This is a genomic window from Staphylococcus sp. GDY8P47P (assembly GCF_016892225.1).
Taxonomy (GTDB): Bacteria; Bacillota; Bacilli; order Staphylococcales; family Staphylococcaceae; genus Staphylococcus; species Staphylococcus borealis.
The window spans coordinates 36,338-58,180 of sequence record NZ_JAFENV010000024.1 but is presented as its reverse complement, the minus strand read 5'-3'; the positions used below and the strand labels follow the sequence as shown (position 1 = coordinate 58,180).

Below are 21,843 nucleotides of genomic sequence, written 5' to 3'. Positions count from 1 at the left end.
TACTAAAAAAACAGTATAAATTGCTTATATTTTTTGTAAAATTTTAATGATTTTTATAAATTATTGACCTTAAATTTAAAAAAGTAGCAAATTTTCTAAATTTTCTATTACTTGAACTAGTGATAAATATAAATGAATGATAATTTTAAATTGCAAGCAAAGTTCAACGCATCACTTCTAAGTTTAATTCACCGAGCTATATTGTTTACGATATTCTAACGGTGACAGTTGATACTTAGCTTTAAAACATTTTGTAAAGTAACTTTGCTGTTTAAAACCTATGTAATTTGAAATCTCATCAACTTTCATAGGTGTATGAATTAATAAATCTCTTCCCTTTTCAACACGTAATTGCATAATATATTGCGAAACAGATTGTCCCGTTTCCTGATTAAACAATCTTGACAGGTATGATGGTGCCAACCCAACTAAATCAGCCAACTCATTTAGACAAAGTGGGCGATCCAAATTAATTTTGATGTGTTAAATGACAGTATTAATGTTAGCACTGTACTTAAGAGATTTAACCTTTAATGCGGTCTGTGCATACTCATAAATGAGGTTTTCCATTACGTTATCTAAGTCTTCAATGTCAGTGGCATCATCGATTTCTGCAGCATACTTCCCTGAGATATCATTGATGGTCAATAAATTGACGTTAGCCTTTTCAATGGCTTTCCGGCATAACGTATTAACAAGAAACCCTCTATACTTATGATTTAATAAATCATCTGTGACGCGTCGTATGCCAGATACTGAAACTTTCATTAATTTAAATAAATTGAGTGCTTCATCAGCATTACCATTCTGTATGGCAGTCAGCATTCTATTTTCAATATCGTAGCGTTCTTTAATCTTATTAAATGTGAATTCATATTGTGCCTTATCTTTGGCGTGTGATTCTGGGTTACGATGAAAGCTAAAATCAATATCTTCAACACTATAATGAATATTTCTATTTTTTAAATATCGAACAGCTAGATGCGTCATATTGAGCGCTTGGCTATACTGACAAACCGGTATTTGCAGAAGATATTGTTTTAAGATGGTAAGTTTGGAATGTTTAATTTGAACTTCTTGAAGCATTTCGAGACATTTATTTTCGCTCGGTCTTTGAAGTAAAAATGGACCTAATATAATAACTTGATGCAATTTTCGATATTTAAACATTAAAAAGTGTGCATCAAATTGATTCACATAATGGTAAATCATATTACTTTTCATATTTTCTAAAAGTTTTTGTAGTTCTGCTTTATAGCGTTTGCTCTTTGTATTGGTAAAAGGCGATTTCAAGTGACTACTTATATGCTTGAGATCTTCCAAATCATATCGTTCAAGAGATACCATTAATAGTTCAAACGCATGCGTTTGTAAAATACCAAAAACTTCTCGATTTATCACATTAATCACCCTCATTTATGACTATTACAAGAAAGGATTGAAAACATTGAATTACACACTAGAACATTTTCAACCTCAACATGATCACCTTATCTGCGTAGACTCAGATGGCTGTGGCATGGATACAATGACCATTAAACATGAACGTGCATTTGGACCAGCACTACTTGATATTTGGAATCTAGACGATATCAAAGATGACGTATTAAATCGTTGGAATCAATTTAACCTATATGAAATCACACGTGGTATTAATCGATTTCAAGGACTTGAAAAAATATTAACTGAATTGCATCAACAAGGTCGAACTGTAGATGGCTACGATGACATTAAGGCATGGGTAGATACGACGGCGACTTTCTCAAACCCACAATTGCAACAAGATATTGAAGCTAACCCTGATAAAAAAGGTTTACGTTTAGCGTTAGACTGGTCGAACCGCGTTAATCAACTCATCCAACGTCTTCCGAGTATTGGTCCTTTTGAACATGTACATGACGCTTTAAAGCGCGCCTATCATAACGCAGATATTGTGATTGTTTCATCTGCAAACCTATCAGCAGTTGAGACAGAATGGACTGAACACCAACTCACACCTTTTATAACTAGCATCTTCGCGCAAGAAGCTGGCACAAAAAAACATTGCATTAATCAACTCAAACGTTTATACGATGCAAATCAAGTACTCGTTCTAGGTGATACTAAAGGCGATATGCAAGCGGCACAAGATAATGATGTGTTATTCTATCCAATTTTAGCTGGAAACGAAGCGACATCTTGGCTTGAATTTAAAGACAAATACTTAAATTTATTCATTAATAATCAGTTTGATAATACTATTCAAGAACATGTAATTCAACAATTTTATAATAATTTTGACTAGAAAAGGAGCATGATAACTATGGCACGAGTAGATTTGAAAGCTAAACCTTACTTTTTAAATGACGAACAAATTCAATGGGTTGAAGAGACATTGTCACATTTAACTGATGAAGAAAAAATAGGACAATTATTCTTTAATTTATTTTCATTAGAAGAAGATGGAGATTTTAACGATTCTGAGTATACAAATAAAGATATTTTAAATCGATATCATATCGGTGGTGCCCGCTATCAAGGCGGAAACAAGCAACAAGTTCAAGCGCTATTAAACGATTTACAACAACATAGTAAAGTGCCTTTACTTGTCGCTGCAAACTGTGACTCTGGTGGCAATGGGGCTTGTAAAGACGGTACTTATATCGCTTCAGCAGCTCAATGTGAAGCCGCTCAAGACAGTAAAGTCGCTTATAATGCAGGTTACGTATCTGGTCGAGAATCACAAGCACTTGGCGTTAACATTAACTTTGACCCTTGCGTTGATATTTTAAAAAATTGGCGTAACACAATTGTGAACACACGTGCATATGGAACAACTGCAGAAACCGTGATTAAATATACCAATGCCTTTATTAATGGCTTTAACGAAACACAAGATATGATCACTTGTATTAAACATTTCCCGGGTGATGGCACTGAAGAACGCGATCAACACCTTGTATTAGGTGTAAATGAAATGACAACAGATGAATGGGATCAAAGTTTCCGAAAAGTCTATGAAAATCACATTAATAATGGGGTGGAAATGATCATGTCAGGTCATATTGCATTACCTCATTATTCTAAAAAACTCAATCCTGAGTTAGCAGACAAAGATATTTTACCAGCAACATTATCTAAAGAATTAATTACCGATTTATTAAAAGACGACTTAGCTTTTAATGGCTTAGTCGTAACAGACGCAAGTCATATGTTAGGTATGACTGCAGCCATGAAACGTGAAGACTATGTGCCTCAAGCGATTGCTGCCGGTTGCGATATGTTCTTATTCTTCAATGATTTAGAAGAAGACTTCCACTTCATGTTAAAAGGTTATCAAGACGGCGTGATCACTGACGACCGTCTAAATGATGCAGTAAGACGTATTCTAGGACTAAAAGCTAAAATACATTTACCTAAAAAGCAAGCACAGGGTACACTACTTAAAAATGAAGACGAACTTAGCATTATCGGTTGTGATGAACACTTGGCAATGCAACAAGAAGCTGCCGATTTAGGCATCACATTAGTGAAGAACACATTAGATCAATTACCAATACGCCCTGAAACACACAAGAATATACGCTTGTATATCATCGAAGGTGAGAAAAATGGTATTTACAAATCAGATGACACTGTCGAACATAACTTAGTATCTATTCTAGAAGATCGTGGATTTAATGTGACAGTTAATGATGGCTCTACACGTGTAAAAGGTAAAACATTAGAATATCGTGATAACGTTGATGCTGCACTCGTATTCGCAAATATCGTTGGATACGCTGCTGAAAATAACTATCGCATCCGATGGTCAACTGCAATGAGTAACGAAATTCCATGGTACGTTCATGAAGTGCCTACCGTCTTTACATCACTCAATTTCACAACACACCTACATGATGCAACAATGGTCAAAGCCTATATCAACGCGTACCATTCAAATAAAACAACATTAGAAACCGTTGTCGATAAAATCATGGGCGAGTCAGATTTCAAAGGCGTGCCAAATGATTTAGTCTGGACAGATAAATGGCAAGCTAAATTATAATCATATAATATTTAAATTTAAACAAAAACGCTAAGGGAGTGGGACAGAATTCTTTTTAAATTCGTCGTCCCACTCCCAACTTGCTTTGCTTGTAGAATTTCTTTATGAAATTCTCTTTGTTGGGGCCCCGCCCGCAAGGATGACTAGAACTGAGAAAAGCTTTGTTAAAGCGCCTTCTCAGTTCAGTCAGCTACTGCGAATTTGCAAAATAGCTACATTATATTATTTATGTCCCGGACTCTTAGCGTTGTTTTCTTTGTTCAAGATAATGTGTAATTCATCAAATAATTATTTTAATAATTATTATTAATATGAAGAGAAATATATCTAAATATACAATGAAAATATTCTTCTTATAAATATTTGGAATGATATTAATTAATAATCTCATCATAAAAAATAGTGGGACAATATTTTTCATGATATCAAAGAAAGGAAGAAAAATGACACTTATTATGCCCAATAAAAGAAATATAGTTGAAGTATAATTAAAAACGATACACCATTTAGGTTCTTCATTTATATTCTTTTTGCTTATGCATCAAAACGCCTTATCAATTTATGATTAAAGGCCGTTGGTTCAAATGTAGAATAACTTAAATCCAACGTCAAATCGAACTGATAAGTATAAAATGCTTAATTATAATACTCTTCTCTCAACAAACTATACACATAACTATCCGAGAACTCGCCACGTAAACGTTCGTTACTTCTCAACACACCCTCTTGCGTAAAACCAAGTCGTTCAGGTATGGCCTTACTTTTCGGATTTCGTGTCGACATTTGAATTTCTACACGGTTAATATCAAACGTTTCGTACACGTAGCGAATCAACGCCTTTGTGCATGCCGTCATAATTCCCATTTTTTGAAAATGCTCAGCCAAATAATAACCGATAGACGTACGTTTGTTAACAAGGTCTAAATAATGCAAGCCGATGACACCTACAAGTTCATCGTCATACCATATGCCACAATGAAAGCCGTCACCACGCGTAAATTGTTGTAACGCCGACTGAATAAATGTCTTACTGTGCGCAACTTCAGTTGTATATTCGACAAATGGCAAGAACTCGCCTAAATATTCACGATTGCTATCTACTAATTTGAAAAGTTGATCCGCTTCACGCTCTTCTAATATTTTTAACGTCACATGTTCATTCACTTGATAACCAAACATCATCGATATCGCCTCCAGTTAAAATTGTCAAATTATTCGGTAAATTACATATATAGTAACACAAATATATGTATTTTTATTAAAAGCTTAAATTCCATTCTATTTTGCATTAGGATAAAATGCTTGAAATTAAAAAATGACACATTAGATTCCGCACCGCGACAGTAAAAAATTGGAGTCTGAAACATCCATCATATAATAATGCTATTGTGCAAATTCGCAGTAACCGACTGAACTGAGAAGGCGCTTAAGTCAAGCTTGTCCCAGTTCTAGTCATCCTTGTGATTGAGACGCCCAGCAGAGCGCATTTCATTAAGACATTACTCAAGCTAAGCACACTGGAGACAGCGCATTTAAGATAAATTTTGTCCCCCTCCACATCTTATATATATTATTTCATAATCATTTCAATGACAGTTCTAATATTTTTATCGATATATTTATCAACATGTTTAACTAGATAATAATGACGTTTCACATTAAGTGTTTTTACCACTAAATTTTCATAATCTTCAGGATTAATTGCTGATTTGGAAATAATAGCAAATCCATTTCCAGCCTCTGCCATTTGTTTAATAATACTAATATTATTAATTTCTACTAAATATGGATTTAATTTTAGTTCGGAAAGTCCTGCCTCTTGATAAAATCTCGTTCCTGATCCTTTTTCTCTAACGAAGCATATATCCATTCTAGGTTTAATTGATTTTTTATAAATATACACCATTTCATCTTCAATTATTGTTTTACATTCTATCGCATTATCTTGAATGTCTTTTTCTACAATACCAATATCTACTCTATTGTGTTTAATATCGTTTATAACTGAATCTGAATTATTAATACGTAAATGAATATGTAACTTCGGATGTTGTTGCATAAGAATGGTAAGTTTTTCTGATAATAAATATTCACCATATGTATAACTACTTCCGACCGTAAGCGTGCCTGCGATGGTTTCGGATTCAGATGCTAAATTTTGCCATAATTCTTGTTCAATACTTTCCCGTTGCAATGCATATTGTAAAAGCTTTTCTCCATCATTCGTTAGTTTTAAATATGGAGACTTAAATTCAAATATATTTATATTATATTTTAATTCTAGACGTTTAATATCTCGACTAACAGACGGTTGTGACGTATATAAATTTTCTGCTGCTCTAGTAAAACTTTCTGTTTTGATTACTTCAATTAATACCTTATACGGATCCATGTCTCATTCTCCTTCAAGTCTAATATATCATTTTTGATATAGATACTATACTAATTATTTATTTAACGTTATAACGATAACATGCTAAGATTTCATATCGAGGTGAGAAATACATATGAAATCATTAACGCAAGCGTCATTTATAAAAGGCATTATGTTTACTTTTGTGATTGCAATTACCAGTTATATATTAGCTCAATTTCCTGTTTTACATACAATTGGGGCTTTAGCTATTGCAATCATTTGTGCGATGATATACCGCCAAATCAAAGGTTATCCAGAACATCTTCGTCCTGGTATTACTTTTGCATCGAAGCGTTTATTAAAATTTGCGATTATCTTATATGGATTAAAACTAAATATAGGAGATATTCTAGGTAAAGGCTGGAAATTATTACTAATTGATATATTCGTCATTATCTTCTCAATTAGTTTAACTTTAGTTTTAAATCGTATGCTTAAAGGAAATAAAGATATCTCTATACTACTTGGTATCGGTACAGGTGTATGTGGCGCTGCAGCGATTGCTGCTACAGCACCAATTTTAAAATCTAAAGAAAAAGACACCGCAATCAGTGTAGGTATTATTGCGCTAGTTGGGACTATATTTGCGCTAATATATACAGCCATCGAGGCTATTTTTAAAATACCTGCGATAACTTATGGCGCTTGGGCAGGTATAAGTTTACATGAAATCGCTCAAGTCGTTTTAGCAGCAGGTATTGGTGGACCAGAGACAATGACGTTTGCTTTACTTGGAAAATTAGGTCGTGTTTTTTTACTTATTCCATTAAGTATTGTCTTAATTCTGTATATGCGTTATCAATCAAATTCAGATCAACAACAACAAAAAGTTCATATTCCTTATTTTCTAATTGGCTTTATTTTAATGGCTTGTATAAATACGTTTATCCCTATACCTTCAATGTTGATGAGTATTATTAATGTCATCACAACGTTATGTATGTTAATGGCAATGGTCGCTTTAGGATTAAATATTGTTTTAAAAGACGTCATCTCAAGCGCACTTAAACCTTCTATCGTTATCTTTATTACTTCAATTTGTCTATCTAGTGTGACACTCCTAATCGCGTATATAATGTTTACATAGATGATGATGTTATACGTTTTTATGCCAACAAATTGAAATAAAAAAGTGGCTGGGACAAAATAAAATGTCTCAGCCTTGTTATCATTTTGGCAGTAGCTGACTGATTTCAAAATGCACTTAAATCAACTTTTTTCAAATCTAGTCATCCTTACGGGCGGGGGCCCAGCAATGAGCATTTCGTCAAGAAATGCTACAAGCTATACAAGTTGGGAGCGGGACAACGAAATTATTTTAATTTCTGTCCCACTCCCAAAACTACTTCTATAAGCTATTTTTATTTACTCGAATGTACCTGGGTTAAAGCCAGCTTCCCATTTATTAAATGGCCAATATCTTAATACAACTTTACCCACAAGTTGATCTTTATCTACTAAACCAACTTCAGCGAAACGGCTATCTATACTATTTTGTCTGTTATCACCTAAAACTAAATATTTATCTTTAGGGATTTTGTTCTTACCGTCAGCACCATTCACTTGGCTTGTCTTAAATGTACCAGTTAAATACTTACCTTGTTTGTGTTTCTTATTATAATCTAAATACGGCTCTGATACCTTTTTGTCATTCACATACAATTGATCACCTTTGTACTCTACTTTATCACCAGGCGTACCAATCACACGTTTAATAAAATCACGTTGTGCATCTTCATGGAAGACAACAACATCACCATTATCAATGTGATTCAATGTTTTAGAAATTTTACTTACAATCACTTTATTTCTATCTTGAAAAGTTGGATACATCGACGACCCTGATACTGTGTATGATGTGCCGATAAACTTTAATACAATACCTACAATTAAAAGTGCGCCACCAATGGCTACAATCCATTCAATTATCTCTTTTTTCAATTAAACCCCGCCTATCATCTTTTATAAACATAACTTACTTTATCACAAAATCATTGCAAAGTCGTTTCACTCATCTTTAAATCCGGTAACGTTATTACCCTCAAGTTCTTACTAAAGATACCGCATGCTATCATGAGGTCTTCTCTAACATATTGTTAGCCTCATCGTAACAAACCTCTTAGAACATTACTATTCAAGTTATCACATTTAAGTGTGCCTTCTCACTTTTATTTTCAAAAATAAAGTCAATCTTTCATATTCGTAAGAAATAACAGTGACTTTGTAAGGTTAGATAAAGGCAGTACTGACGCAATCTTCCTACAATTATAAGTGTAATAGAAATAAGGAGTGATGATATTGAAAACCTTAAGAAATACAGTCATTACTATTGCAATTGTCATAATTGGAGGATTATTTGGATTAGATGCCTATTCCAATCAACACCCTAACAATCATGCAGTCAATGATTGGAATAAATTGAACCCCGTAGCACCAACATATAACTATTATGTTAAGACACAAAAACCATCAAACGTAGAAGTCGTTGATAAGGAAAAAGACTTCTATATCTACCATTACAACCAAACAGGGTACACCAAAGACGGTAAAGCTAAAAAGATTGATTATACAGCATCTAAAAAATTAAAAACGAATCATTACCTAGTTGTAAGTGAGAAATCTCACACTATTACATCTTATGAAGAAATCAAACAATCAGAAATTCCAACTCAAGCAAAAGAAAAATTATAAAACGAACAAGGAGTGCGATGGACATGCCAATTTTAAACGTCAATCATTTATCAAAAGTATATGGAAATAAACAAAAATATAAAGCGCTAAACGACATTAACTTTTCAGTGGACAAAGGAGAATTCGTCGCCATAATGGGCCCTTCTGGTTCAGGAAAGACGACGTTACTCAACGTCATTAGTTCGATCGATAGTATTTCTGGAGGCACTGTCGAAGTAAGTGGCAATGAAATTAATAAGCTAAAGGACAAACAATTAGCACAATTTCGCAAAAAAGAACTCGGATTTATCTTCCAAGATTACAGTGTGTTACCGACATTAACCGTAAAAGAAAATATCATGTTGCCATTATCTGTTCAAAAAGTGAGTAAAGATGAAATGGAACACAATTATAAAGAAGTAACGGAAGCACTCGGTATTTATGATTTAAGCAATAAATATCCAAGTGAAATATCAGGTGGTCAACAACAACGTACAGCAGCAGCACGTGCTTTCGTTCATAAACCATCGATCATCTTTGCGGATGAACCAACTGGCGCGCTTGATTCGAAAAGTGCGCAAGACTTACTCAATCGTCTTGAAGAAATGAATGCACAATTCGATAGTACCATTATTATGGTAACCCATGATCCATCCGCTGCAAGCTTCGCACAGCGTGTCATTATGTTAAAAGATGGACATATTCATTCAGAAATCCACCAAGAACATAAGTCAAAACGTGAATTTTATGATGAAATTATTCAATTACAGTCTGCCTTAGGTGGTGTCGCAAATGACATTTAATCAGATTACACTCAAAAATTTAAAAAGTAATTTTAAAAATTATGCACTATATCTCTTTTCATTAATCTTTAGTATTATTTTATACTTTAGCTTTGTCACTTTGCAGTATACGCATAGTATCAATAACGGTGGTTCTCCAAAAGTGATACAAGAGGGTGCTAAAGTAGGCGCAGTGTTCCTATTTATTACAATTATCATTTTCTTAATGTATGCGAACCAATTGTTTATTAAACGTCGAACACGTGAATTTGCATTATTTCAACTCATCGGTTTAACACGACAAAATATTTTACGAATGCTAGCAATTGAACAGCTTACTTTCTTTATTTTCACAGGTATCATAGGTATTTTAGTAGGCATTGTTGGTTCCGAACTTTTACTTAATATTCTAGTGAAAATGATGCATCTGAAAGTAGACGTGTCGATAGGATTTGAATTACCTGCATTAATTCAAACAATAGTAATGCTTGTACTCGCATTTATCTTGATTATGTTTCAGAACTACCTTTTTCTAAAAAGAAGAACGATACTGTCAATGATGAAAGATAGTACAAAATCAGAAGCGACTAAATCAAAAATTACTGTTCCTGAACTTATTGCCGGTATTCTAGGCATTGTCATGATTATCTTAGGCTATTACATCTCCACTGAAATGTTTGGCAAATTCCAAGGATTAACGATGGTCTTAGTAACACCTTTTCTCATTTTATTTCTAACTGTTGTAGGGGCGTATCTATTCTTTAGAAGTTCAGTATCTATCATATTTAAATCTCTGAAAAAATCAAAGCATGGTCGTGTTTCAATTAAAGATGTTGTATTTACATCATCTATTATGCACCGCATGAAGAAAAATGCGATGTCACTAACAATTATCGCGATTATTTCAGCAATAACGGTAACGATTCTATGTTTTGGTGCAATTAGTAAAGCCAATACGGATTATATGATTCAAACATCATCTCCTCAAGACATTAACTTTACTAAATCGCAATCAGCTCAAAAATATGAACAATTATTAAAACAGCATCATATTCAATATGACACTTCAACATTAGAGGGAAGTAATACGAAACTGCTCAAAAATGATGTGTTAAAAAGTAAAACATCTAACGGTATACAAAATGCTGGTGTCATTGTTATGTCAGATGCGCAAATCAAAGGTAACCATGCTACAATTACGAACACACAAGGTCCCCTGTCAGGTATGGTAAGTGTTCATACAGATAATGATATGACACTTCAAGGCCAACAGAAAGTGACATTACTTGTAAATCAAAAAAATGACAATGAAGTCATCCCATCAAATGTGTCTATAGGTGGTCCCGTATTAAAAGTGAGTCCAGACGTTTACAATAAATTGAAACTGAAAAATCAATTATTACATCATTATGGTTTCGATATTAAACATCACCAAGACATATCAAAAGCGGAAAAATTAGCTAAAAAAGTGAGTCCAACTGTAGCGCTGAAAAGCGATACAAAACAAATGCTTGATGAAAGTAACGGTATTTTAATGTTTGTGACTTCATTCTTAGGACTAGCATTCCTAATCGCAGCTGGATGCATTATTTATATTAAACAAATGGACGAAACTGAAGATGAAATTAACAATTACCGTATCTTAAGACGTATCGGTTTCACACATACTGATATGACGAAAGGTTTGGCCTTAAAGATATTATTCAACTTTGGTTTACCTTTAATTATTGCGTTACTACACGCCTTATTTGCAGCACTAGTATTTATGAAACTGATGGGAGAATTTTCTCCAACACCAATTATCATTGTGATGATTGTGTATTCACTTGTGTATCTTATCTTTGCTGTGATATCGTTTGTTCACGCAAATCGAATTGTAAAACACGCTATATAATAATTAAGAAGAAAGAATGTTTTTAAATGAATATTAAAGAATTAATTCGTAAATCTTATGAGGATTTATTAAGTCTAAAAGTCAACTGGTTTAATGGCCTAATGTTAGTACTTATCGTCTTTATCTTAAGTAGTATTGCAACACCATTTATTGGAGTGCCGGTAGGCTTACTTGGTGGCGGTTATCTCTTGAAACGTTACGAAGAAAAACAAGACAACTGATAGTCAATTGCAAAGTAGATTGGAATGGGAGTGGGACATAAACAATATGATGGTGCTATTTTGCAAATTCGCAGTAGCTGACTGAACTGAAAATGCGCTTAAACCAAGCTTTTCTCAGTTCTAGTCATCCTTGCGGGGGTGGGACGACGAATTTAAAAAGAATTCTGTCCCACTCCCTACTCCTTTTTGCTATGTATTTTAATAATTATGACCTTTTTGTTTTAATATTGTTTTTTATTTTATATATTTTATAATTAAATTAACAGATATATTTAATTCATCTAAGAAAGGACATCAAGAAATGCAATTTAAAACTAAGTATCGTTTCTCTATTCGAAAGTTTTCAATAGGAACAGGCTCCGTTTTATTAGGTGCCTTTTTATTTGTAGGCTTTCAGGATGTAGCTCATGCGAGTGAATTACATAATAGTACGTTACAAACGGATACGACTTCCAATCCTCAATCTTTTGAAAGTAAAGTCAATCATTCAACAGATGAAGTCGTACGTAATATAGCTTCACCATCTCATTCTGATCCCCTAAACAATACAGAAAATATAACAAAAACAGAAACTCAATCTCAAACAACTAGTAAAACGACTAATCCTGATAAAGAAAAAACAAACGCGCAAACAATTACCGCTTCACCTCAATTAAAAGAAAAAACTTCACATACTCGTTCACGTCGTTCTGCAACGTCACCAATTGCTTCAGAAGGCGTTTTAGAGGATACAACGACAACTGCAACACCTAATATGGATGATGCTAATGGCGCATCGGTTAAAAGTAGGGATGTTATCATTCCACAACCTAAAGATTCAAATACAATTCCAACACCAAATGTCGTATTTGAAAAAAATTCTGATCCAAATCAATATACGTTTGCGATAACAGACCTTAAAGCTTTTAATGCTGCCTATCATACAAAGTATTATTATCGTTTATCTAAACCTTTCGACGACTCTAATGACGTAACGATTGAGTTAGTTAACGGTGAGACAAATTCTGTAGTAGAAACAAAACAAATTAATTCACCTGGCATTGTATCTATTGGTGAAAATTCTTTAGAAAGAGCAGTAGCTGCTCAAGATCCTCAAAAAGCGAAATATGGTCATATCAATTTCACTTTCTTAAATACATTAGACTCATTCAAAAATACGATTTCAACAATTAGAGCACGTTTTGAAATAGATGAAAATGGTAGCTTAGAAGATCAACGTAGCGGTATACAAATTTATGATTTATTTAACCGAGCGAACGAAGGAACAACCATTACTGATCCACAATATTATGTGCCTCATATTGTTCCTGAAACGACCTATTATCGTGTTGTTAATAAAAATAACCCTACATATCAAGCAAATAAGACTGATATCAATGCGCAAACATATCAACCAGATTTCACTGAGAAGGAGTTAGCGCACTATACAATTAAAGGAATGGATGGACAAATCTATACCGCTTCAAATTCACGTGAATTTGAAGGTTACAAATTATATCAAATTGCTGAGCCTGATCATATGTCTGGCCCAATGGTTCGCCCATATCAAGTTGGGTTAAGATATGTGGATGCTGAAACGAATAATGGCGGCGTCAAACGTATAAAAGAAATTATTGGAGAAGATGGTACTACACGTATCGAAATTTGGACTTTATCAGCCGACCATATGTCTGAATCTGCTAAAAACACAGGTATTGATACTACAAATTATGTCAAAGTGTATGAAGCAACGTTAAGACCTGGCGAAAGAAATAAAAATGATTTAGGTAAACAAATTTTTATACCTGGATATGATATTCCATTCCTTGTACAGCCAGCAAGTGCAGGTGAAGGTGCTGTAGGTAACCTTTTTGCACCTAATCAATCAATAAACGGTGTACAAGTTGGACGCGGCAGTAACTTCCGTTTACAAAACTTATTAGCTAAAGCACACCCAATTATCTATTATTACACAGCAATCGACCCTGTTGAGGTTACATTAAAAGCAAACAAAGTAGTTAAAGGGGAACACACGCTAGCGCAAGGAGAATTCACTTTCAATATTGTAGCTGGTCCTAATTCACCAGCTATTCCAGAGGCTTCGCAATCAAAAACAAATGCAGCAGATGGTTCAGTTACATTTGATAAGATTTCATTTACAAAACCAGGTACTTACACCTATACAATTACAGAAAATAAAACTAATCTCAATCCGAATTTTGATGCTGAACCATTAACGATTACAGCGACTGTTACAGTAACCGAAGAAAATGGTGTCTTAAATGCAAATGTGAGTTATGCATATGAGTCAGACACTGATAATAACCAAGCATTCACTAACTATTATGTAGCACCTAAGCAATTAGACTTTGATGTTCATTTTACAAAATCATTAGTTGGTCGTCCATTAAATAATGAAGAGTTTCAATTCACTATGAAAAATGCTGACGGCGAAGTTATCGCTACAGGTACAAATAATGCGACAGGTCAAATTAACTTCAACTTTATTGAAGGTAAACGTCCAACTTATACGAATGCCGATGCTGGTAAAACCTTCACATATACTGTTGAAGAAGTTCCTAGTAACTTACCGAATATCAATAGTGATTCTATGAAAGCAATTGTAACTGTAAATGTAACTAAAGATTTACACGTACTTACAGCAACATCACTCGCACCAGCAGATACTGAATTTAACAATACATTTGTTCCACCAACACCACCAACACCTGTATTCCAACCTGAAAAATTTGATTTATCAGTGGAAAAATATGACATTACAGGCAACAAATTATTAGATGATGATAATGAATTAACGAATAAATATGCAGATACGAATGTGAATCCTTATGCAGATCAAACAACTAATAATGAACCAGAAAACATAAATACTAAAACACTTACTCGTGGGAATAAAATTGTATATCAAGTTTGGTTAGATACAACGCACTTAACACCAGAGAATAAAATTAATAAATTAGGCATTACTGATGACTACGATGAAACAAGCGTAGCTGTTCAAAGTATTAAGGTATATGACGGTATCACTGGAGAAGACGTTACAAACTTATTTGACATTACAGATGAGAATGGTGTCATCACAGCCACGTCTAAAGAAAGTTTAGTCAAAGACCATGTGTTAGATAATACACAAATCCCATTTGGACGTTATTACAAATTAGATATTGTCGGCGTTATTAAAGACAGTGCTAAAGCTAACAAAGACATCACTAACGTAGCGAATCAGTCTGTTCAATTCTTTAACCCAGCCAAAGGTGGTAATGAAGTCCCACCTCCTAAACCATCAGAAAAACGTGTAAACAAGGTAAAACCTGTACCAGTAAACTTTGAATTCAAAGTGACTAAAAAATTGGAAGGTGGTCAACTTAAAGGTGGAGATTATACCTTCATCTTAACTGATTTAAACAACCCTAATCACCAAGTACAATTAGCAACAAATGATGCGAATGGTAAAGTAAATTTCTTGCCAATTAAATTTAATAAAGTAGGCACTTACGTTTACCAAATCACTGAAAAAGTGGGAACAGACGCAAATATTGCTTACGATACAATGTCTATCACAGCAACAGTGGTCGTTACTGAAAATCCGGAAACTGGTAATTTACAAGCAACTGTATCTTACTTCAGTTCAGGAGGTAAATCAGTCGGAGTAAATGATACTGAGTTTAACAATACTGTTAAACCACCAGTACCACCAACGCCAGCCAAACCACCACATAACCCACCTAAAACACCGGGTAAACCTCCTGTTAACCCGCCAGGTAACCCACCTGAAAAACCAGGAGTACCAACGACACATCACGTGCCACCAACTCCTGAACAACCAAATCAACCGAAACACTTACCAAAAACTGGTAGCGGAGATGTTGATATTAACACACCATTATTTGCCACATTATTTGCAAGTTTAGGTAGCGTATTATTGTTCGGTAGAAAAAGAAAATGTAATAAATAATCAATTTTAATTACTAAAGACCTAAGAAGCAATTGCGCTTCTTAGGTCTTTTTCATTAATTATGGTAAAAATTTAAATGATAAATAAATACTCAACCAACATATGATTACAAATGCGCCTACTACAAAGACAACTGATAAGATGCTCGTAATGAGATTACGTGTTTTACTTGTCTGAACTTCATTAGGATCTTGACCATTCATAAATGCAACGATTCGATCGTAATTATCCATACCGTGCTTGTATTTAATTTTGTCGATTTGCGTACCACTATAAAAACCTACAGAAAAAATGACATAGGTAATCGCAACGCCCCACCAACTCAAATAAAATAAAAGTGGTCCTATTAAAACACATGCTAATAACATCCAAACCAACATCATCCACGTCCAAAAATCCATGTCTTTTTTAATAGTTTCATGTTCCATACGTTTCACGTCTCCTTTGACAAGATCATCTAATGAAACATTAAATAAATTACACATCATTAATAAATTATGGATATCTGGATAACTTCTTTCATTTTCCCAATTAGAAATCGTTTGTCTTGAAACATATAATTTTTCAGCTAGGTACTCTTGGGAATAATTTTCTTTTTCTCTATATTTTCGAATTTGTTGACCGATTTCCATCACCCATAACTCCTTAACCATTTAGATTAATCTTGTCTAGAATAGAAGCAAGATTAAAATGAATAATCGTATCTCACTTCAACTCCATAGAAACGTCTCTGTATATAAAAAACTACCAAATTTCTTTGACAATCACATCTTTTTCATTGTCAAAATCCTTTTACATACTGTAATATCAACATTTTTAAGACTACGGGATGTCTAAGAAAGGAACTGCGCTATTTATTAAAACACAGTTCCTCTTTGCTATAAGCCATTATTGATTAAACGATTTTAAAATAACATCAAGCATCTTTTTAATATAGGCTTCATCTAAAGTTTCAGGTTTAATTAAAATATTGAAATAAATAGGTGAGAAAATTAAATCAATAAATAAATCTTGGTCCTCTTCTTTGATATGTTGTGCGATAATCGATTTTAATACTTTTCGGTTACTTTTAAAATAACCTTTCATAAACAACTCACGTGCATCATTTTGTTGATTACTAATCAATATTTCAATTACCGCTCGTCCAAGATTCGTTTTATAAATTTCCATTATCTTTATTAAATATTGATATAATCCCGTATATAAATCTTTATTATCATTTTCGAAAATTTGTGTTCTACTTACAAACATATCTACAATAATAGATGACTTATCTTTCCAACGACGGTAAATCGTCGCTTTGGAAACGCCTGTATTTTCAGATAGTTGATCAATTGTAATTTCTCTAAAATGCGTCTTAGTTAACAATTTATCTATTTCATTAAAGATTTTATAATTAATTGTCGGATCTTTCGGTCTTCCAGCCATGTTTTCCCCTTCTTAAATGCGAAATAATTTCAACGATTTCAAATATAATTACTGCACTTACAAACCACGCAATAAAGCCAACAACGATGCTTAATAGCCATTGATTTGTATAATAAAGCATCCCCCATGTTGCTAATATACTAATTAACACGCCAGTCATACCAAACACTGCACCTCTACTTACGTGTTTAGCAATGACATCACCATGTTGCATACCTGTGATAAATAATGAAACTAAGAATACTGCTGGTAATGTCGCAAAGACACCACCTAGCTCTTTCCAAGGTAATATTACAGAAATAATATAACTGAGTGTAACCGCTAATCCCCCAACAAGGAATTTGATTAATGCTAATTTCATTATAAAAGCCTCCAATGATTAATTCATATGTCTAACGACAAACATGCCAATTGAAATGACAAGCCAACATATCAATGCAAAGCCTGTACCTCTTTTATAATCTCTTTTACTAATATAAAGAGAAGTTAGAAAGACAGTAACAATGCACGATATAATACCAATAATCGCACCAGAACTAAGATGAATTGACATTTGCACGAGTTGATTACCACGATGATCTATCGCAAGCGCTATGATTGCAGCTAAGTAGACTGCCGGCATAGTAGCGATAATACCACCCATTTTACCGCCGACTTTCTCAGCCATAATAGATGCAAATGCTACTGCAAGACCTCCAATAACAAAATGAAGAATAGCACTAGAAACGGAGATTCCAAACACATTAAACCCTTCTTCTTTAATTATTAAACGATACGTTTCGTTTAATAATATTGTAAAACTATTTCAGTATAATGTAAATGGCGTACGAAATAAAACTAATTTTCAAATTTTTATAAAAAAATCTCCTTTCAGCTAGTGCCTAAAAGGAGATTTTTTACTATCTTTTATAAATTTTTATCTTAATTTCATAATAATCATCATGATCTTTATCACGTTGTTCTACACGTATACCAGATTGTTCAATTACTTGAACGCTCTTTCCAACTTCATCACGTGCTTGTGTTAAATCTTTGGAAAATTGGAAAGATTGGGCTTTAACCTTTTCAGGTCCAATTTTTTGTTTAACACGTGCTTCTGTTTGTTTAACGTTTAACTTTTGACTGATGACTTGTTCAATGAGTTTTTCTTGATCTTCTTCTTTAAGAGATAAGACTGCTCGAGCATGACGCTCTGTAATCTTACCTTCTCTTAAACGACTGATGACTTTAGGTGCTAACTTCAGTAAACGCAACTTGTTCGCAATAAAACTCTGACTTTTGCCTAAACTTTTAGCTAATTCACTTTGCGTAGTTCCACCAATTTCAAGCAGTTTTTTATATGCTTCCGCTTCTTCGACTGCAGATAAATTTTCACGCTGAATATTCTCAATTAAAGCAACAACAGCAGTTTCTTCATCATTCATATGACGAATAATGACATCAGCTTGTGCTTTATGCAGGGATTGTAACGCTCTGAAACGGCGTTCACCTGCAATGATTTCATACATATTTTCTTCAATTGGTCGCACGACAATCGGTTGCAATAGCCCATGTTCATCAATGGATTCCGCAAGTTCTGTAATTTTACTTGAGTCAAACACCTGTCTTGGTTGATAACGGTTAGGTACAATACGCTCAATTTGAATGGATTCGACGCTAGAATTGCGATCTTCTTCAATGTATCCAACGATGTCATCTTTATTTTTCAATCCAAATAATTTTGAAAAAGGTTTTTTCATTATCCATTCACTCCTCTTAAAATTAATTTTAACATGTAAGTGCTATTAATTTTCTAGTAAAGGAGATTTATTAGGCGTACCAGGTTTTCTAGGATATTTTTTAGATGTTTGACGACGTTTATCAATTATAATCATTTGTCGTTCTCCAGCATCTTCAGGTAAATCGAAAGTGTAAGAATCACTAAAGACGCCACCTAATATACTAATCCCAAATTGCGCTTCTTCTAATTCTTCTTCTCCTTTAGAAGACTTCAATGCGATGAAATGGCCACCCTTTTTAACTAAAGGCAAGCATAATTCACTTAGCACTGTAAGTCTGGCTACTGCACGTGCGGTTACAACATCATATGTTTCTCTATTAACGCCTTTGCCGAATGTTTCAGCTCGATCATGCACAAAGCTAACTTGTGTTAAGCCAAGTTCGGCAGCTAAATGATTTAAAAATTGGATACGTTTATTTAGTGAATCTACAATCGTCACTTTCAACTCAGGATATACAATTTTTAATGGAATACTTGGGAAACCAGCACCCGCGCCAACATCACAAATGGCTAAGGGCTGATTAAAATCATAATAAAAGCTTGGTGTAATAGAATCATAGAAATGTTTCAAATAAACTTCATGTTCATCTGTAATACTAGTGAGATTCATTTTCTCATTCCACTCAACAAGTAGACGATAATATGTCTGAAATTGTTCTTTTTGTTTATCTGACAACGCAATTCCATGTTCACTTAATTCTTTAGCTAGCCATTCTACGCCACTCATTAATTTTTCACCCTTTGCAATTTACCTTGTTCTAAATAAACAAGTAAGATTGAAATGTCTGCTGGGTTAACACCAGAGATTCGTGATGCCTGTGCAATATTCAATGGTTTAACTTCAGCTAATTTTTCACGTGCTTCAGTCGCTAAACTATCAACTTTACTATAATCTAAGTCTTCAGGAATTTTTTTCGCTTCCATACGTTTAACTTTCTCAACTTGTTGTAATGATTTATTGATATAACCTTCATATTTCGTTTGAATTTCAACTTGCTCTTCAACCGCTTCAGGTAATTGATGCGTTTCTTCTAAGATTTCTAAAATCGTATCATACGTCATCTCTGGACGTCGTAATAAATCAATCGCCAATATACCATCTTTAAGACGTGAACCACCATGTGCTTCAATAACAGATTGCGTATGTTCATTTGGTTTAATGCGAATATTAGTTAGACGTTCAACTTCATCTTGAATTTGTTGGCGCTTTTCATTAAAGCGTGCATAGCGTTCTTCAGAAATCATACCTAATTCATAACCCATATCTGTTAAACGTAGATCGGCATTATCATGACGTAATAGCAATCTATATTCAGCACGAGAAGTTAATAAACGATACGGTTCATTTGTACCTTTCGTAACTAAATCGTCAATTAACACACCGATGTATGCATCTGAACGGCTTAAGATTTTTTCTCCTGTCCCTAACACTTTACCCGCTGCGTTGATTCCCGCCATAATACCTTGTCCAGCCGCTTCTTCATATCCTGATGTACCATTAATTTGACCGGCTGTATATAAGTTTTTAATCATTTTAGTTTCTAATGTTGGCCATAATTGCGTTGGTACAATGGCATCATATTCAATCGCATAACCGGCACGCATCATGTCGGCCTTTTCAAGACCAGGAATTGTTTCTAACATTTGACGTTGCACATGTTCTGGCAAGCTTGTTGAAAGCCCTTGAACGTATACTTCATTCGTATGACGACCTTCAGGCTCTAAGAAAAGTTGATGTCTAGGTTTATCGTTGAAACGGACAAATTTATCTTCAATTGATGGACAATAACGTGGACCTGTCCCTTTAATCATACCTGAATACATGGCTGATAAGTGTAAGTTATCATCGATGACTTTATGTGTACGATCATTTGTATACGTCAACCAACATGGTAATTGATCAAGTATATATTCTGTAGTTTCAAAGCTAAATGCACGACCTACCTCATCACCTGGTTGAATTTCAGTTTGAGAGTAGTCGATTGTTTTTGCATTCACACGTGGTGGTGTACCCGTTTTAAAACGTACAACTTCAAAGCCTAATTCTCTTAAATTATCAGCTAACGTAATAGATGGAAGTTGGTGGTTTGGACCACTTGAATATTTCATATTACCTAAAATAATTTCACCACGTAAAAACGTACCTGTAGTAATTACAACCGCTTGTGCACGATATTCAGTGCCGATATTTGTACGCACACCTTTAACTTCATCATCTTCAATGATTAATTCGTCTACCATACCTTGCATGATATCTAAATTATCTTCATCTTCAATTACACGTTTCATTTCTTGTTGGTACAATACTTTATCGGCTTGCGCACGTAATGCACGTACAGCTGGGCCTTTACCAGTATTTAACATACGCATTTGGATATGCGTTTTATCAATTGCTTTTGCCATTTGGCCACCTAATGCGTCAATTTCACGAACGACAATACCTTTAGCTGGACCACCTACTGATGGATTACATGGCATAAAGGCAATGTTGTCTAAATTAATTGTTAACATTAGCGTTTTGGCACCACGTCTTGCAGATGCTAAACCTGCTTCAATTCCTGCATGCCCAGCACCAATGACAATTACATCATATTCTTGAACCACCTGATTGACCTCCTTTAAATTTCCTTTTTCTATATTTTATTACTAAGACTTCCTACCGTCTTAATT

The 21,843-nt window shown here is 34.0% G+C and carries 18 protein-coding genes and 1 pseudogene; 8 read left to right on the top strand and 11 right to left on the bottom strand.

Going from position 1 to position 21,843, the window contains the following annotated elements:
• Positions 1-183 precede the first annotated feature (183 nt).
• Positions 184-1,416, bottom strand: a pseudogene (locus JVV30_RS10115) (helix-turn-helix domain-containing protein).
• A 31-nt stretch (positions 1,417-1,447) separates the two neighbouring features.
• Here JVV30_RS10115 and JVV30_RS10110 point away from each other — a divergent pair.
• Together JVV30_RS10110 and JVV30_RS10105 are read left to right on the top strand one after the other, a co-directional pair.
• On the top strand, positions 1,448-2,284 hold the full coding sequence (locus tag JVV30_RS10110; protein ID WP_204194142.1) for an HAD family hydrolase: 837 nt from the start codon (positions 1,448-1,450) through the stop codon (positions 2,282-2,284).
• An 18-nt stretch (positions 2,285-2,302) separates the two neighbouring features.
• The gene (locus tag JVV30_RS10105; RefSeq protein WP_053030295.1) at positions 2,303-4,027 is read left to right on the top strand and encodes a glycoside hydrolase family 3 protein; all 1,725 of its coding nucleotides are present in this window, start codon (positions 2,303-2,305) and stop codon (positions 4,025-4,027) included.
• Between the two features lie 636 nt (positions 4,028-4,663).
• Here JVV30_RS10105 and JVV30_RS10100 read toward each other — a convergent pair.
• Together JVV30_RS10100 and JVV30_RS10095 are read right to left on the bottom strand one after the other, a co-directional pair.
• A complete protein-coding gene (locus tag JVV30_RS10100) occupies positions 4,664-5,206 on the bottom strand; it encodes a GNAT family N-acetyltransferase (RefSeq protein WP_204194188.1) in 543 nt (180 codons plus the stop codon).
• A gap of 391 nt (positions 5,207-5,597) precedes the next feature.
• On the bottom strand, positions 5,598-6,419 hold the full coding sequence (locus JVV30_RS10095; RefSeq protein ID WP_204194140.1) for a LysR family transcriptional regulator: 822 nt from the start codon (positions 6,417-6,419) through the stop codon (positions 5,598-5,600).
• 115 nt (positions 6,420-6,534) lie between these two features.
• Here JVV30_RS10095 and JVV30_RS10090 point away from each other — a divergent pair, with 115 nt between their 5' ends.
• Positions 6,535-7,530, top strand: a complete 996-nt coding sequence (locus JVV30_RS10090; RefSeq protein WP_204194138.1) for a YeiH family protein — start codon at positions 6,535-6,537, stop codon at positions 7,528-7,530.
• Between the two features lie 278 nt (positions 7,531-7,808).
• Here JVV30_RS10090 and lepB read toward each other — a convergent pair whose 3' ends face one another.
• Complete coding sequence (gene lepB, locus JVV30_RS10085) at positions 7,809-8,384, bottom strand: signal peptidase I (protein WP_053030309.1); 576 nt, start codon at positions 8,382-8,384, stop codon at positions 7,809-7,811.
• A 351-nt stretch (positions 8,385-8,735) separates the two neighbouring features.
• Here lepB and JVV30_RS10080 point away from each other — a divergent pair, with 351 nt between their 5' ends.
• The 5 genes from JVV30_RS10080 (at position 8,736) to JVV30_RS10060 (ending at position 15,965) form a co-directional block, all read left to right on the top strand.
• A complete protein-coding gene (locus JVV30_RS10080) occupies positions 8,736-9,134 on the top strand; it encodes a YxeA family protein (RefSeq protein ID WP_204194136.1) in 399 nt (132 codons plus the stop codon).
• Positions 9,135-9,157: 23 nt separating this feature from the next.
• Positions 9,158-9,916 (top strand): ABC transporter ATP-binding protein, encoded by a 759-nt coding sequence (locus tag JVV30_RS10075; protein WP_193839817.1) that lies wholly within the window; start codon positions 9,158-9,160, stop codon positions 9,914-9,916.
• Positions 9,906-11,789 carry an ABC transporter permease gene (locus JVV30_RS10070; RefSeq protein WP_204194135.1) on the top strand — a complete coding sequence of 628 codons (1,884 nt, stop codon included), beginning with the start codon at positions 9,906-9,908 and terminating at the stop codon, positions 11,787-11,789. Before JVV30_RS10075 ends, JVV30_RS10070 begins: the two co-directional genes overlap by 11 nt.
• 26 nt (positions 11,790-11,815) lie before the next feature.
• A complete protein-coding gene (locus tag JVV30_RS10065; RefSeq protein WP_107629423.1) occupies positions 11,816-12,010 on the top strand; it encodes a VraH family peptide resistance protein in 195 nt (64 codons plus the stop codon).
• A 301-nt stretch (positions 12,011-12,311) separates the two neighbouring features.
• Positions 12,312-15,965 (top strand): Spy0128 family protein, encoded by a 3,654-nt coding sequence (locus tag JVV30_RS10060; RefSeq protein WP_204194134.1) that lies wholly within the window; start codon positions 12,312-12,314, stop codon positions 15,963-15,965.
• Between the two features lie 59 nt (positions 15,966-16,024).
• Here JVV30_RS10060 and JVV30_RS10055 read toward each other — a convergent pair whose 3' ends face one another.
• The 7 genes from JVV30_RS10055 to mnmG all read right to left on the bottom strand — a co-directional run bounded on the left by JVV30_RS10055 (position 16,025) and on the right by mnmG (position 21,777).
• The gene (locus JVV30_RS10055) at positions 16,025-16,597 is read right to left on the bottom strand and encodes a helix-turn-helix transcriptional regulator (protein WP_204194133.1); all 573 of its coding nucleotides are present in this window, start codon (positions 16,595-16,597) and stop codon (positions 16,025-16,027) included.
• A gap of 256 nt (positions 16,598-16,853) precedes the next feature.
• Entirely contained in the window at positions 16,854-17,393 is a 540-nt protein-coding gene (locus JVV30_RS10050; RefSeq protein WP_204194132.1) for a TetR/AcrR family transcriptional regulator, read from the bottom strand.
• Entirely contained in the window at positions 17,362-17,754 is a 393-nt protein-coding gene (locus JVV30_RS10045; protein WP_053030317.1) for a DUF3147 family protein, read from the bottom strand. The genes JVV30_RS10050 and JVV30_RS10045 overlap by 32 nt, the downstream gene beginning before the upstream one ends.
• Before the next feature lie 18 nt (positions 17,755-17,772).
• Positions 17,773-18,135, bottom strand: a complete 363-nt coding sequence (locus tag JVV30_RS10040; RefSeq protein ID WP_053030318.1) for a DUF3147 family protein — start codon at positions 18,133-18,135, stop codon at positions 17,773-17,775.
• Between the two features lie 157 nt (positions 18,136-18,292).
• Entirely contained in the window at positions 18,293-19,132 is an 840-nt protein-coding gene (noc, locus tag JVV30_RS10035; RefSeq protein ID WP_204194131.1) for a nucleoid occlusion protein, read from the bottom strand.
• Positions 19,133-19,177: 45 nt separating this feature from the next.
• Complete coding sequence (gene rsmG, locus JVV30_RS10030; protein WP_204194129.1) at positions 19,178-19,900, bottom strand: 16S rRNA (guanine(527)-N(7))-methyltransferase RsmG; 723 nt, start codon at positions 19,898-19,900, stop codon at positions 19,178-19,180.
• Positions 19,900-21,777: a tRNA uridine-5-carboxymethylaminomethyl(34) synthesis enzyme MnmG gene (gene mnmG, locus JVV30_RS10025; protein WP_053030321.1), complete on the bottom strand. Its 1,878-nt coding sequence runs from the start codon at positions 21,775-21,777 to the stop codon at positions 19,900-19,902. The genes rsmG and mnmG overlap by 1 nt, the downstream gene beginning before the upstream one ends.
• Positions 21,778-21,843 lie beyond the last annotated feature (66 nt).

Coding starts and splice junctions, on each gene's coding strand:
- JVV30_RS10105 (WP_053030295.1), top strand. CDS start 2,303: ATGGCACGAGTAGATTTGAAAGCTAAACCTTACTTTTTAAATGACGAA.
- JVV30_RS10100 (WP_204194188.1), bottom strand. CDS start 5,206: ATGTTTGGTTATCAAGTGAATGAACATGTGACGTTAAAAATATTAGAA.
- JVV30_RS10095 (WP_204194140.1), bottom strand. CDS start 6,419: ATGGATCCGTATAAGGTATTAATTGAAGTAATCAAAACAGAAAGTTTT.
- JVV30_RS10090 (WP_204194138.1), top strand. CDS start 6,535: ATGAAATCATTAACGCAAGCGTCATTTATAAAAGGCATTATGTTTACT.
- JVV30_RS10080 (WP_204194136.1), top strand. CDS start 8,736: ATGATATTGAAAACCTTAAGAAATACAGTCATTACTATTGCAATTGTC.
- JVV30_RS10075 (WP_193839817.1), top strand. CDS start 9,158: ATGCCAATTTTAAACGTCAATCATTTATCAAAAGTATATGGAAATAAA.
- JVV30_RS10070 (WP_204194135.1), top strand. CDS start 9,906: ATGACATTTAATCAGATTACACTCAAAAATTTAAAAAGTAATTTTAAA.
- JVV30_RS10065 (WP_107629423.1), top strand. CDS start 11,816: ATGAATATTAAAGAATTAATTCGTAAATCTTATGAGGATTTATTAAGT.
- JVV30_RS10060 (WP_204194134.1), top strand. CDS start 12,312: ATGCAATTTAAAACTAAGTATCGTTTCTCTATTCGAAAGTTTTCAATA.
- JVV30_RS10055 (WP_204194133.1), bottom strand. CDS start 16,597: ATGGAAATCGGTCAACAAATTCGAAAATATAGAGAAAAAGAAAATTAT.
- JVV30_RS10050 (WP_204194132.1), bottom strand. CDS start 17,393: ATGGCTGGAAGACCGAAAGATCCGACAATTAATTATAAAATCTTTAAT.
- JVV30_RS10045 (WP_053030317.1), bottom strand. CDS start 17,754: ATGAAATTAGCATTAATCAAATTCCTTGTTGGGGGATTAGCGGTTACA.
- noc (WP_204194131.1), bottom strand. CDS start 19,132: ATGAAAAAACCTTTTTCAAAATTATTTGGATTGAAAAATAAAGATGAC.
- rsmG (WP_204194129.1), bottom strand. CDS start 19,900: ATGAGTGGCGTAGAATGGCTAGCTAAAGAATTAAGTGAACATGGAATT.